The sequence below is a fragment of the Slackia equolifaciens genome (genome assembly GCF_003725995.1).
GTDB lineage: Bacteria > Actinomycetota > Coriobacteriia > Coriobacteriales > Eggerthellaceae > Slackia > Slackia equolifaciens.
The window spans coordinates 80,678-94,314 of the sequence record NZ_QIBX01000009.1 but is presented as its reverse complement, the minus strand read 5'-3'; the positions used below and the strand labels follow the sequence as shown (position 1 = coordinate 94,314).

The following is a 13,637-nucleotide window of genomic DNA, read 5'->3' as shown; positions in this document are numbered from 1 at the left end:
TCGTCAGCTGGGTGAGCACGTCTTCCATTGCAACCTCCATCTCTCCTGATGATGGAATTGTCGCAACCGGGGCCCCGTCGCGTGTACTGCGTGCAGGACACTTATCCAAAGTGGTCTAACACAACGCTTTTATGGTACAGCCTGCCAAAATGGAGATGCTATTATATGCATATCGTACTTTTGCGATTGGGCGGTAAAGCTGGCAAGAAGGGACGGAATTGGGTGATGGGTGGCGCACAGCAATACGTGTCACATGCCGCAGGGGACTGTCTCGAGCCTCTTTCTGACCACCTGCGTGAAGTCTCAGAAATGGCGGCGCATTTCGCGCGTCCTTTTGGCGGCGAGGATTGGGCGGCTGTCGTGGGCATGGCGCATGATATTGGCAAGTATTCCCGTGAATTCCAGAACCGCATTCTTCACGGTGGCAAGATAGTCAATCATACAACGGCAGGCGCCGAAGAGCTCAATAGCCTTGGATTTTGGCAACTCGCATATTGCGTATCCGGCCATCATGGCGGTTTGCCAAACGGCGGCACCACGTCCATTGAAAGTCTCGAAAAGGGGACCTTATTTTCCCGACTGCAAGACTGTCGCAAAGGGAAGAATCCAGATTACTCGGCGTTTAGGCAGGAAATTGATTTGGCTTCGATGGCGCGGAGAATGAAGCCTCCCTCCATTAAGCTCAATCAAGGTGACGCCTTTTCGGCCTGGTATTCGATGCAATTTCTAATTCGCATGGTGTTTTCGTGTCTGGTCGATGCTGACTTTCTCTGTACCGAGCGATTCATGGCGGGCGAAAGACATCATCTGCAATACGAAGTCTTACCAGCTCTTTGTGAGAAACTCGAACAGAAGCTATCATCATTCTACCCGCCGAAATCTTTCGTCAACGTAAAGCGTTGTGAGGTGCTGGATGCCTGCTTGCGTGCGGCATCGTGGGAACCGGGCGTTTTCTCTCTTACTGTGCCTACAGGAGGTGGTAAAACGTTTGCATCGCTGCGGTTTGCGTTGAATCACGCAATTCGACACGAAAATGCCATGAGGCGCATTATCTACGCCATTCCGTACACGTCAATCATTGATCAAAATGCGAAAGAGTTTCGTCGGGTTCTTGGGAATGAAAACGTTCTGGAGCATCACGCAAACTTTGACTTTGATGACCAGGGAGAGCTCGGTGAGCGTTTGCGCCTTGCGGCTGAGAACTGGGACGCTCCTGTCGTGGTGACAACAAATGTCCAGCTGTTCGAATCGCTCTATTCAAACAGGACTTCTCAGTGCCGTAAGCTCCATAATATAGCGGGCAGTGTTATTGTGCTTGATGAGGCTCAAATGATTCCTACGGAGCAGCTTCAACCTTGCATTCGCGCCCTGGCGGAGCTCGTTAACAATTACAACTGTTCAGTCGTACTCTGTACGGCGACGCAACCTGCGCTCGATTTCTTGTTTGAGAAGTATGGATGCACCGTAAGAGAGATTATTTCCGATGCGCAGCCGCTTTTTAATGCGCTTGAGCGCGTTTGTTACAAGGATGCGGGTGTACTTTCGGACGAAGAGCTGGCCAATAGCCTTCTTCGGTATCGACAATCCCTTTGCATAGTGAATAGCAGGCGACAGGCGCGGCAAATCTACGGCCTGATTAAGTATGGCGAAGGTGCTTTCCATCTAACTACTTCAATGCACGCTGACCATCGAAGGCATGTGCTTGCGGAAATAAAGCGCAGGATGAGTGATGGGAGCAACGAGCCGTGCCATGTTGTTGCAACAAGCTTGGTTGAAGCGGGCGTGAATCTGGATTTTCCTGTTGTGTATCGCGCATTTGCGGGCATCGACTCAATTGTGCAGGCCGCGGGTCGATGCAATAGAGAGGGAAAGCTCGATAGGGGCACGGTTTACGTGTTTCAGCCTGAGCGGGATTATCGTATCCCCCGAGGCATCAATCAGAAACGTGCAGTTGCGCAACTTATTTCTCAGGATTTAGCGAAGGATGCTTCGAATTCCGTGCCCTTGGGGGCGTTGAGTGCAATAGATCAGTACTTCCGCCATCTCTATAAGCTAAGGGATAAAGAGCTTGACGCCAAAGGCGTTCTAGAGATGCTGTCCACTCGGAAGATAATTGGTGAGGGACGAAGTACGCTCTATTCGATTCCATTTGCTGACGCATCTCGCGATTTTTCCATTATCGAAGATGCGTCCGCTACGGTTATTGTGGCAAGTGATGCCAATGAGGAGGATGTCCGTGCGCTTCGGTCGGGCGAAGCCTCACGGGCAACGATGCGACGCCTTTCACGATGTGCTGTCGGAGTGTACGAATTCGATTTAAGGATGCTTCTCGAGTCGGGGGCGGCATCGCCCGTGAACGGTAATGTGTACGTGCTCGATGATGCCTCGGCTTATTCGGAAGAAATAGGACTCGATGTTGATGCGCTGGAAGAGGGGAAGGGGGTTTTCTTATAAAGGCTATGGATTGGACAAGTGCATCCAATGCGATAGCGGTGTTGACTTTCTAGAGAAAGGGGGTGCGTATGACGTACGGATTTCGAATCGAAATGTTCGGCGACAGGGCTCTATTTACGCGGCCGGAATTGTCGGTTGAGCGTATGAGTTACGATATACCTACTCCTTCGGCGCTGCGTGGTGCCGTCGAATCGATTTATTGGCATCCCGGAATGCGCGTCGTCATTGATCGCGTTCACGTGATGAATCAGATTCGTTTTAGCAATGTTCGGCGAAACGAGGTGAAATCCAAGGGATCGGCTTCGGCCATGCGGTCGGCTGTGGTCAATGGTAATTCTGCCCCGTTTATCAATACAAAAGAGGATATCCAGCAGCGGGCTTCAATGATTCTGGTCGATGTGCGTTATGTTGTTGAGTTCCATTTTGAAATGACGGGAGCTGTGCAAGGCGGGGATAATCCTGGGAAATTCGCCGACATTTTGAAAAGGCGGATTCAGAAGGGGCAATGTTATTCCCAGCCGTATTTTGGAACGAGGGAGTTCCCGGCTTACTTCAAGCCCTATGAAGGGGAATGGCCGCCTCGGGGCTTCTACTCCGATGTCGAAGAACGCGATTTTGGCTTGATGCTTTACGACATGGACTATAGCGACCCGCAGAATATCACGCCAATGTTTTTCCGCGCTGTTATGCGTAATGGGGTCGTGGACATTTCAGGGAGCGAGGTGCTCCGATGATTCTGCAATCGCTTGCGCGTTATTACGAATATTTGAGGGACCGCCATCCTGAACGTGTCGCGCCTCCTGGATGGTGCAGGCGAGACGTGGCGTTTCGTTTGGAGATAGGATCCGACGGCTCACTGAAGGCAATTATTCCATCCGCGGAAAAACGAGGATGGAGCACTATTGTTCCTGAGCAGGTGAAACGCTCGTCCGGCATTGCTGCAAACGCGTTTTGCGACAATTCCTCCTATTTTCTGGGCATTGATGGTAAAGGCAAGCCGGACCGGGCGGAAAAGTGTTTCAACGCGTCGCGCAAGCTGCATTTGAGCCTTCTTCAAAACATTAAATCTTCGGCGGCGAAGGCGGTTGTGAGCTTCTTTGAAACCTGGAGTCCCGCGAATGCAGCTGAGCATCCTTTGCTCAAAACCGCGGGCGATGCGCTGTTTGTGGGCAATATGGTGTTCTCGTTCGAGGGCGAAGAAGTTCTTGAGGACGCCGATGTGCGGCGGGCTTGGGATACAGCGAATCGGTCCGATGCGGATGGGGGCGCCGTCATGCGCTGCCTTGTGACGGGAGAAGAGGCTCCCATTGCGCGTCTGCACCCACCGATAAAAGGCATTGCCGACGCTCAGCCTATGGGCGCGTCTCTTGTCGGATTTAACTCTGCGGCGTTTGAATCGTATGGCCACGATGGTGAGCAAGGCCTCAATGCCCCGGTGAGTGAGCGAGCGGCGTTTGCTTATGCTACGGCGCTCAATTACCTTTTGTCTGACCCGCTGCACCATATGCGTCTTGGTGATACTACCATGGTGTATTGGGCGGAGGGGGAAGACGATGACACGTGTGCGGATATTGCGTGCATGATGTTCGGGGGCATTCCCCCTGAGCAGCGCGGCAAGGGAGGCGAAGATCGCGATGAAAAGCTTCATGCCATTTTGAGGGCGGTCAGCGGAGGTCTTCCCGTAGGTGATGTAGACATGGACGCTCCGTTTTACGTGCTTGGCCTTGCGCCGAATGCCGCTCGTGTATCGGTGCGATTTTTTGTACGTGACTCGTTTGGCTCCATTCTTTCAAATATCGCTCAGCATTACGAGCGAATGGATATCGTCCATGCGCCGCATGAGTGGGACTATGTGTATCCCTTCCAGATTCTGAAAGAAATCGAAAACCCCAATGCGAAAAAACCCTCCATATCGCCCAGCATTGCGGGAGGTCTTATAAGGTCGATTTTGGAGGACCTACCCTATCCTGAAGCGCTTTTTGAGAATGCGCTTCTTCGCACGAGGGCGTCCCGCGATGATTCCGACACCCACACACGAAAGGTGTCGCGAGGAAGAATGGCCATTCTCAAGGCGTATCTCATAAAGAATAGAAAGGAGCGCATCACCATGGGATTGGACGAAGAGCGCACCGATGTCCCTTATGTCCTTGGACGCATGTTCGCCATGTTCGAAGACATCCAGTATGCAGCAAATTACAAACCAAATACATCCGTTACGCTTAATGCAACTGTCAAAGATAAGTATTTCAATGCCGCGTGCGCTACGCCCGCTCTTATATTTCCAACCCTTGTGGCACTTTCTGAGGCTCATGCCAGGAAAGCGCGTAGGGATAATCCGGGTGCAGCGGTGCGCTTTGACAAGAGGATGCGTGCCTACATGTGGTGCCTTGAGGACATTCCGGAAAGTCTCACGCAGAAGGAGCAGAGTATCTTCTATTTAGGGTACTACCATCAATCGCAGCATGACATTCAAGAGCGAACAAAGAATAAAGCCAGTGTTGCCGAAGCAGAACAGGAGGCATAAATCATGTCCGAGCCTATTAAGAATCGCTATGATTTCGTTGTGTATTTCGATGTCGAAAATGGCAATCCCAACGGTGATCCGGATGCAGGCAATATGCCTCGCATCGATGCCGAAACCAACCACGGTATCGTGACCGATGTGTGCCTCAAGCGAAAGATTCGCAACTACGTTGAGGTTGTGAAGGAGGGAGAGCCCGGCTATGAAATTTACATCAAAGACGGAGTGCCGCTGCAGACGAGCGACGGGCGTGCGTTTGCCGAGCTGGGAATCGATGCGAAAGAGGCTAAAAAGCTCAGGAAAGATGATCCGACCATAGATTTTAAAGTGCGCGATTACATGTGCCGGACGTTCTATGACGTGCGCACGTTCGGCGCCGTCATGACCACATTTGTGAAAAACAATATGAATTGCGGACAAGTGCGTGGTCCTGTGCAGCTGACGTTTGCTCGCAGCGTTGACCCTCTGGTTCCGCAAGAGGTGACAATAACGCGTGTCGCAATTACTACCGAGGCAGATGCGGATAGAAAAAATACCGAAATGGGGCGCAAATATATCGTTCCGTATGCGTTATATCGTTGCGAGGGATTTGTTTCAGCCAATCTCGCTCGCAAAACGACAGGCTTTTCCGAAGACGATCTTGAGCTGCTATGGGATGCCATCATGAATATGTTCGAACACGACCATTCTGCAGCGCGTGGCAAGATGGCGGTTCGGGCGCTTATCGTATTCAAGCACGACAGCGAGCTGGGAAACGCGCCTTCGTATAAGCTCTTCGAAGCTGTGAGCACCAAGAAGAAAAGTGACGTTTCCATCGCTCGTTCATTTGCCGATTACGAAGATGTGGTTGTTGATGAGTCCGCCATTCCTGAAGGCGTGACGGTGGAGTACCAACTCAAATAACGTACAGGCTATAGCCCAATGGCTTCATAGCTTTGCAGAGTGGAGGCGGCGGTGGAATATCGTAAAGAAGACTATCTAGCTTTGTCGGGAATTCAGCACTTTGTTTTCTGCCGCCGCCAATGGGCGCTCATCCATATTGAGCAAATCTGGAACGAGAATCTGCTTACGACGCTTGGGCTGCTCATGCACGAGCGAGCGCACGACGAAGATTTGCGTGAAAAACGAGGCGACACGATTATCGTGCGTGGTCTTCGGGTGCATTCGGCTCGCTTGGGCCTATCAGGCGCATGCGATGTAGTGGAATTTCAGGCCGATGAGCAGGGGCATTCTCTTGCTGGTGAGGACGGATTGTGGCGTGCGGTTCCTATCGAATATAAGCGCGGCAGGGCGAAGGTTACGGATGCCGACAGGCTTCAGCTATGCGCCCAGGCAATGTGTCTTGAAGAAATGCTGGCGTGCGATATACCTACGGGCTATCTGTACTATGGAGAAACGAAATCGCGCGAGCTTGTCACCTTCAGCGTGGAGTATCGGGAAGCGGTGAACCATGCGTCTCAGGAGATGCACGACCTTTTCGCTCGGAGGCATGTTCCACACGTAAAGCCCGGAAAAGGTTGTCGCTCTTGTTCGCTTGTGGAAGCATGTATGCCAAAAACCGCCTCGCCCGCCAAAAAACAACCTGTTGAGTCCTATTTGATTGACTCATTTTCCAGCCTAAATGAAAAACGAGAAGGATGAAAGGAGGCGGGAATGAGGCACCTTCTCAACACTCTTTATATCTTCACCGAAGATGCTTATTTGACTCTCGATGGCGAAAACGTGGTAGCGAAGAGGGGCGATGAAGAGCTGGGGCGCATACCGCTCCATACTCTAGAATCCATCATGTCTTTTTCGTATAGCGGTGCAAGTCCGGCTTTGATGGGCGCCTGTGTCGACCGAGGCATAGCGCTGAGCTTTTTTAATACGCGTGGGAAGTTTTTGGCCGGCGTACAGGGCCGATCAAAGGGGAATGTTCTTTTGCGCAAAGCGCAATACGCTATTTCGGATAATGAGGCCGATTCTCTTTCAATCGCGCGTAATTCTATAGTCGGTAAGTTGTTCAATGGTCGCTGGGTTCTAGAAAGGGCCTTGCGCGATCACTCTCTTCGTATTGATGCGAATGCTGTGAAAAGAGCCTCCGAGAGAATGAAGGAGTCCCTTTTGCATGCGCGAGAGTGTGAATCCGCGGATTCTCTTCGTGGTATTGAGGGCGATGCTGCGGCGGAGTATTTTGGAGTATTTGATCATTTGATCTTACGCGATAAAGTGACTTTTCATTTTGAAGGACGCGTGCGCAGGCCGCCTACCGATGCTGTTAATGCGATGCTTTCACTTTTTTATACAGTTCTATCGCGTGATTGCGCGTCGGCATTAGAAGGTGTGGGTCTTGATCCTTACGTTGGGCTTCTTCATGTTGATAGGCCGGGTCGTCAATCTCTGGCTCTTGACATGATGGAAGAGCTGCGACCTATTCTGGTCGATCGGTTTGTTGTGACCGCAATCAACAATCGTATTGTTACTGCGGATTCTTTTCTCGTTCGGGAGACGGGGGAGGTGCGGCTGTCAGACGAAGGAAGAAAGTCCTTGTTCTCGTTTTGGCAAGAGCGCAAGCGCGAGACGGTGCTCCATCCGTTTCTTAAAGAAAAAATGCCACGTGGTCTTGTGCCATTTGTGCAAGCGCAGCTTCTGGCTCGCTGCATTAGGGGCGATTTGGACGGATACCCACCATTTCTTTGGAAGTGATCGTTATGCTTACTGTGATAACGTATGACGTGAATACCGAAACCGCAAACGGGCGTAAACGGCTGAGGAAAGTCGCAAAATGCTGCGTCAACTATGGGCAGCGTGTTCAGAATTCCGTATTTGAGTGTGTTGCTGATGCGGCGACCATGGCGCGCATAAAGCATGACTTGATTGAGCTTATAGACCAGAATGCAGATAGCTTGCGTTTCTATTATCTGGGGAATTCGTACGAGAATAAAATTGAGCATGTGGGAGCGAAGACGTCCTACGATGCGGAGGGGTTTCTGTCGGTGTAATCTGTTGTAGATGACTTGGCTTTCGCGCAGGCCTGCGGGCTATCATGACGAAGTTCCGGCTTGTTTTTTGATGCATAGTTTACCGTGCGCAGAAGGACAAAGGTGGCACATTGGCGCATCTGCGGGGAAATGCAGATCGTATTGACTGTTTGGTGAAGAGAACGTTTATGGGTGTTCAGTGTGCCTGGTTCTTCTCGAGCTGTTGTTTTACCCAACGCTGAGTTCGCACGAACCATGCTCCGTACTTCTTCTCGTATTCTTTTGATACGGAGTATTCATGATTGATGTCGCAAAAGTCGTCAGCCCAGAATGGTAACCATCGTCCTTCACGTTTCGCTATATATGGAAAACGACCAGGCCATACCTTTCCGCTCATAAGTTCTTCCCATTGCCTTCGGGTGACGCTAAAACCTGAACAATGAATCTGTTTCGTTCGGAAGAGCTGTTTTGACAACTCAATGAAGCTAAGGATTTGCCTCTGCCCCGTAACGCCTACATGATCTATATCCAGGGGGTAACCCCTGGATATAGCCTGGAATTTATATTCGCTTTGCTCAAGGATGATCGTCGCTTCCTTCTCCTCGCTTTCACATAGCACGAAGTAGATTGCGGAGGACTTTGCCGCATAGATGCCGTATATGGCCTCAGATGGGTAAAAGGATTCAGTAGGTGCAGGGGTGAAGATTCTGTCCCCATAGGCAGAGCCGCCCTTAAGCCAGTCTTTCTCTACGCCCAAAAGGTCGGCAAGGCAATCGAGGTATGAAAAGCTGGGACATGCCAGGCCTTGGAAATACAACATCGTGGCTTCTGCCGACTCCTCTCCGAGCAATTCGGCGATTCTGGATTCATTGATTTGCTTGGACTGAGGAAGCCCTTGGTTGATAAGCGTCATCAACTCCTGGAGACGGCTTGCAATTACGGAAAACTCTCCTTTCGGGATTGTGGCGTTGGGGCTCACTACGAGAGCATCATGCGCTGCAACTTGGATAGTCAGATTGTTCGCCTGAATGTCATTGAGGACGATGCCACTTTCTCGTTGTGTCGTATTTGAACCGTTGTCTCTGCGTGTAATGGATCGTTTGAGGAGCCATCCGATTGCGGCAATGATGGCTCCAAGTGCGCAGGTGATTACACTAATTGCCAGAGGAGAGTTATCGATGGGTGACAGGATCTCTGCGACTATGTCCAATCTCTGCTCCTCATTTCAGTTCTTTATCAAGCAAATGAATTTGATTTTTAGATAGTACATACTATTCATGTCGTCTACTGAGGTGCTGTCTGGTGGACGTGGGTTGAAATATTTGCTTGATGAAGAAAACGTCGAAAATGCCGGACTCGGGCAAGGCTCAGGTCCGGCATTTTCGTTTCTGCACCGTGCCAGCTATACGCATGATTGAAGTTGATGGTCGATTCTGTCGAAGTCTCGTCGTCGAGTCGCAAGGCGCGATCTTTCAGGTCATACTTGACGGCGACCTGCTTTTCTTCTGCATCTCTTCGCATCTGTCCGCCCAGGTGAAGCGCACCATGAAGCTATACGCTCTGCAGGTAATGGAAAACGGTGTGGTTCCGCTATTTGCTATTAGCACGGATCGGCAGATGTCGGGAATGATTGTATCATCGGCGATTTGGCGGTCTTTGTCCTCCTTCCGGTCAGGAAATAATAGGCATCGTGCATATCTTCAATAGTTGTCTCGCAAATGAACTTCGGTAGGTGCATTTTGATGAGGGTGGTGTCTGCATCAAGCGTGGCGATGGCGTTCTGCTTATCCTCGTTTTCCTGTTGTCTACGTTTCTATGATTGCTAATTGCAGGGGGGCATGATAGGGACAGGTGTACCCGATGTGGGACACTGAGTAATATCGCGATGGGGGATAATGCATTTGTGCATTTCACGGGCAGAATTATAGAGGGCCAAGATTCGATGGTCGGATGGAGGGAATCTCGATGAAGATTGATAATACATACGGAATTACTAAAAACGACGTCATGCGCATGGCGGAGTTATCGGGCATGGAATTCGTCGAGCACGAGGATGAAGAGGGCTTCGACAAGGCGTTTGCCGATGGCGATGTGGTGTATGGTTCCGGATTCGTGAAGCGCCTTCTCGGCGAAATGGCCGAAGTAGCGTTTTCGGCCGAGGGGGACCAATTCGCTGAATATGTATACAACAATCGAAGCGAGATTTATGACGTGGCTGTCCAGGCGCCCGAAGTTGTTGAGATGCTTGTTTTGGGCTACAAAGTTGGTATCTCAAACGGAAGCAGCGGATGCATGAATGACCTGGGAGCTCTTTATTATATGGGGAGTTTGATCGGTCGGGATTTCAACAAGGCTGCCGAGCTGTTTGAGATGGCAGCCAATGCGGGATGCTATCAGGGCGTCATCAACCTGGGGTACATTTATGAATACGGTCGTATAGGCGAGCCCGATTTCGAGAAGGCATATCGCTGGTATTCGCTTGCTGCCGCGTTGCTTCCTTCGTATGAGGCTGTGTATAAGCTTGGCGATATGTTCGAGCGCGGTAGGGGAGTGCCGCGGGATAGGAAAAAGGCTTACAGGCTTTACGAGCGAAGCTTGAATATGGCGTGCGGCGATGTAGAACGCGCTCAGCCCGCGTTTCGCATTGCGAGCATGCTTATTAACCCCGAGGACTCGGATTGCGGGGTGCAGCCCGATGCCCTTCGCGCACTTTCGCTTTTCCAGCAAGCAGAAATTGGCTTGCGCAAAGACATCGCCAATGGACAGCTCTATTACGTTAATCGCCTGCGAGAGGCGATTGCGGGGCAGGAGAAAGCCCGCAATCTGTTAGAAGCGGATGACTTTACAGCTGGGGCCAAGTAGGAATCCCCAATGCGATTCCCAGGGCTGTGTCGCTCTAGGTCGAACCGTTTTGGCGGATACATGCGATGTTGGCTGAGCCACACCGGGGCAGATTTGCTCCGCGGTATCGCCTGTGGTTCCTCCTGACGGGTTGTGCGGTACGGATGCCTTCATGCCTCGTTCCAATCTGCATCATGCTCTTAAAGGTGTGTTCGGGTGTCCATTAGAGGGGACATATAGATTCTGCGGTTGGGCGAGGCGCTTCGACGTCTGTATCGGCGGTCGCGAGGCGGCCAAGAGGCTACAGCGACTATGTGAGCGGATGCGGAAAGCGATGCGCTTGTTCGTCTTTTAGGCGTGGCGCTTTGCGGTTCAATGCCGACGCCGCTTATTCCACCAAAGCCAATGTGGCTGCGCGCTCTTCCTCGATGGCGTCCACTATCTCCTGTTTGTAGGTGTCCCGATTCTGCATCTCGTCGACTGCGAGCATGGCAGCGTCTACGCCTATGCCTAGCGCAGTTCCGGCGGCGATACCGGCGATGGTGCCCAGCGGCCCGGCTGCCGACCCCACGGCTCCACCGGCCGCTGCACCCAGGCCGCGCGAGCCTAGGGCGGTAGCGATCTTGGTCACGAACTTATTGAAGAACGGCTTGGTAGCGGCCTTGGTCATTACGCCCGCCGCTAAGCCCGCGCCCGCACTCACCAGCGGGCGCATCGTTTCCGCATTGGAAAACTTCTGGACGGGCTCCATGGGCTCGGAGAGAAAATCGGCGTTAAGCGTGACCTCGGTTTCCAGCAGCCAGTCAGGCATGTTGGGAATCTCTTCGATCTCGGCGTCTTGCAGGGCAGATTCTGCATCGGTTGCGATCTGTTTGGTGCGTCCCTCGAATTCGCTGAACGCATCGCTAATCGCCGTGTCGTCTATGCCTTCCTCGATTTTGGCGGTGAACTGCTCCTCCACGAATTCCTCGGCAGATCCGGTGACCGCGTTGGCCAGGCGCTCGTAGTCTGCGGGCAGGCTGTAATACCAGTCCAGATAGCTGTCGACGTTTTCGATTCGCTTGTCGTACGATGCGTTTATCAGAGGCACCAGCGTCTCTTTGGCCTCTTCGGAAAGAGAGTCCGACTTCTCCTCGGTTTGCATGATGAGATCTTCAATCAGCTTGTAGTCGTAGAACTTTCCGTCAATTTCGGCAACCGTCAAGCCTGCTCTGTCGCGCACGAAGCTCTGCATGGGGGTGTATTCGCCCGTGCTTGCAACCTCGCCCACCTTGAAGTTGGCGCCTACGAACGCGACCATCAGCACCAAGGGCAGCACGCCCGCCGTTACCGCATAGCGCTTGATCAGGGCAGAATGACGGTCCTGGCTTTCGCTTGCATCGAGCGGTGCGAAGATGCGCCTGATTTCTTGAAGCTCTAGAGCGCAGGTTCCGAGCATGTTGGCGATGCCAAAGAATGATGACGCTACGAGCACGATGCGAATAAGCACGTATAGCGGCATGTAATCGCCTGTAGCCTCGGACGATCCGAATGCCACGAGCCCTTCTGCGAACGAATTGGCTATGCCTGCCTCCGACATGAGAATCGAGGGCGAGCCGTCAAAGGGGAGCTGCGTTGCCACGAATGCCTCGGTGATGCTGGCGTAGTGCGCGGCGGGCTGGGAGAACACGACTGCCGCATAGGCTGCGCACAGCAACAAGCCCACGATCCATCCGCTCCATTTGATGGCGCTCGATGCCTGGTACGGCGCATTGTATTCCTTGCGCATCCGCTTGCCTACCAGAACGAAGACGATGGCATATACGGGAATAGCCGCCGCGATGAGCGCCCAGATTGCCATGCCCCACTTGGGAGCTTCCATGATGAGGCCGGCCGCGCATACCGCCGCCAGCACGAAGGCCACGATCAAGCTGAAAACACGACCCTCGTTGAGGCGGTACATCATGCCGCCTTCGGCATATTTAGAGCGCTTGTGGGTTTTCCTGATGACGGATGCGTACGCCAGGCCCAGCGCGGAAATCGCGCTCAGCACCGCCCAGAAAAGCGCTACGCCTATTGCCGGCATATGGGGAGCAAACTGCGTCAGCAAAAAGAACAGCCCAACGAAGGCGATTGCCTTGACGGCGTAAAGCGCCCAGCGTCGGACGCGCGGGTTTTGGAGCGCGGTGCGAAGGCCTTCGGGAGCGCTGGAGAGGATGTTTTGGATTGCGGAGGGAGCGGGATGCCTTTCTCGGTCGCCTGCGTTGCGGCGGGCATTGCTTTGCAGTTGGTTCATGGGTCCATCCTTGGGGCGGTATGCTCATTGTGTTTCAATATAGTATATCATGCAAGGAACAAATGTTCGTTCAAGTATGCCCCGATTGCTCTATGCGTTGGACAGACAACACCAGATTGTGTCCGGCGTATAGAACAAAACCAATAGGAAGAAAAAGAGAGCCCGATCCGGGCTCTCATGACGTTGTGGTTTGCGGATGATTCCTATAGCTCGATGCGGCCGAATTTCGCGAGAATCTCGGTGGCGGCGGTGCAGGCGGGGCAGTCGCACCACTTTGCTCCGGCCTCCTTGCGTGCGAGTTGGGCGGCGAGGCCGGCTGCTGCGGCTTCTTCGCCGAGCATCTGTTTGGCGGGGCCTTCGAGGAAGGCGATTACGCCCTCGATGGTGTTCGGGCGTCCTTCGAGAAAATCAACGAACTTGGCAGTGGCGGCTTCCACGGCGGCGTCGCTGGGATCGGCGGCAACAGCCTCTTTCCAGGCGACCGCGGCGTCCTTGGTCGCCTGCTTGGCGCTATCGGCGGTTGCGAGGACGTCGGCGCGCGCCGCTACGTAATCAAACAGTTCTTTATCCATGACTGGCTCCTTCC

The 13,637-nt window shown here is 52.7% G+C and carries 12 protein-coding genes; 9 read left to right on the top strand and 3 right to left on the bottom strand.

The annotated features are described in order from the left end of the window. The first annotated feature begins 165 nt into the window (after positions 1-165). From cas3 to cas2, 7 genes are all read left to right on the top strand, one after another. Positions 166-2,454, top strand: coding sequence for a CRISPR-associated helicase Cas3' (cas3, locus tag DMP06_RS06385; RefSeq protein WP_245962409.1), 2,289 nt, complete (start codon positions 166-168; stop codon positions 2,452-2,454). A gap of 68 nt (positions 2,455-2,522) precedes the next feature. Then, entirely contained in the window at positions 2,523-3,188 is a 666-nt protein-coding gene (gene cas5c / locus DMP06_RS06380; protein WP_123208912.1) for a type I-C CRISPR-associated protein Cas5c, read from the top strand. Next, entirely contained in the window at positions 3,185-4,978 is a 1,794-nt protein-coding gene (gene cas8c / locus DMP06_RS06375; protein ID WP_123208911.1) for a type I-C CRISPR-associated protein Cas8c/Csd1, read from the top strand. Before cas5c ends, cas8c begins: the two co-directional genes overlap by 4 nt. A gap of 3 nt (positions 4,979-4,981) precedes the next feature. Further along, positions 4,982-5,878: a type I-C CRISPR-associated protein Cas7/Csd2 gene (cas7c, locus tag DMP06_RS06370; protein ID WP_123208910.1), complete on the top strand. Its 897-nt coding sequence runs from the start codon at positions 4,982-4,984 to the stop codon at positions 5,876-5,878. 51 nt (positions 5,879-5,929) lie between these two features. Beyond that, positions 5,930-6,616, top strand: coding sequence for a CRISPR-associated protein Cas4 (cas4, locus tag DMP06_RS06365; protein ID WP_123208920.1), 687 nt, complete (start codon positions 5,930-5,932; stop codon positions 6,614-6,616). 12 nt (positions 6,617-6,628) lie between these two features. Beyond that, on the top strand, positions 6,629-7,660 hold the full coding sequence (gene cas1c / locus DMP06_RS06360) for a type I-C CRISPR-associated endonuclease Cas1c (RefSeq protein WP_123208909.1): 1,032 nt from the start codon (positions 6,629-6,631) through the stop codon (positions 7,658-7,660). A gap of 5 nt (positions 7,661-7,665) precedes the next feature. Then, on the top strand, positions 7,666-7,956 hold the full coding sequence (gene cas2, locus DMP06_RS06355) for a CRISPR-associated endonuclease Cas2 (protein ID WP_181443027.1): 291 nt from the start codon (positions 7,666-7,668) through the stop codon (positions 7,954-7,956). 175 nt (positions 7,957-8,131) lie between these two features. Here the strand turns inward: cas2 and DMP06_RS06350 are convergent, their stop codons facing one another. Next, a complete protein-coding gene (locus DMP06_RS06350; RefSeq protein ID WP_123208907.1) occupies positions 8,132-9,145 on the bottom strand; it encodes a hypothetical protein in 1,014 nt (337 codons plus the stop codon). Between the two features lie 119 nt (positions 9,146-9,264). On the opposite strand from DMP06_RS06350, the gene DMP06_RS06345 reads away from it, so the two are divergent. Both DMP06_RS06345 and DMP06_RS06340 read left to right on the top strand, forming a co-directional pair. After that, positions 9,265-9,642 carry a hypothetical protein gene (locus DMP06_RS06345; protein ID WP_123208906.1) on the top strand — a complete coding sequence of 126 codons (378 nt, stop codon included), beginning with the start codon at positions 9,265-9,267 and terminating at the stop codon, positions 9,640-9,642. A 258-nt stretch (positions 9,643-9,900) separates the two neighbouring features. Then, positions 9,901-10,797 carry a tetratricopeptide repeat protein gene (locus DMP06_RS06340; RefSeq protein ID WP_161957851.1) on the top strand — a complete coding sequence of 299 codons (897 nt, stop codon included), beginning with the start codon at positions 9,901-9,903 and terminating at the stop codon, positions 10,795-10,797. A 367-nt stretch (positions 10,798-11,164) separates the two neighbouring features. On the opposite strand, the gene DMP06_RS06335 is transcribed toward DMP06_RS06340, so the two are convergent. Together DMP06_RS06335 and DMP06_RS06330 are read right to left on the bottom strand one after the other, a co-directional pair. Continuing rightward, a complete protein-coding gene (locus DMP06_RS06335; protein ID WP_123208904.1) occupies positions 11,165-13,051 on the bottom strand; it encodes a hypothetical protein in 1,887 nt (628 codons plus the stop codon). Positions 13,052-13,254: 203 nt separating this feature from the next. Then, positions 13,255-13,623 (bottom strand): 3-hydroxyisobutyrate dehydrogenase, encoded by a 369-nt coding sequence (locus DMP06_RS06330; RefSeq protein ID WP_123208903.1) that lies wholly within the window; start codon positions 13,621-13,623, stop codon positions 13,255-13,257. Positions 13,624-13,637: the final 14 nt, after the last annotated feature.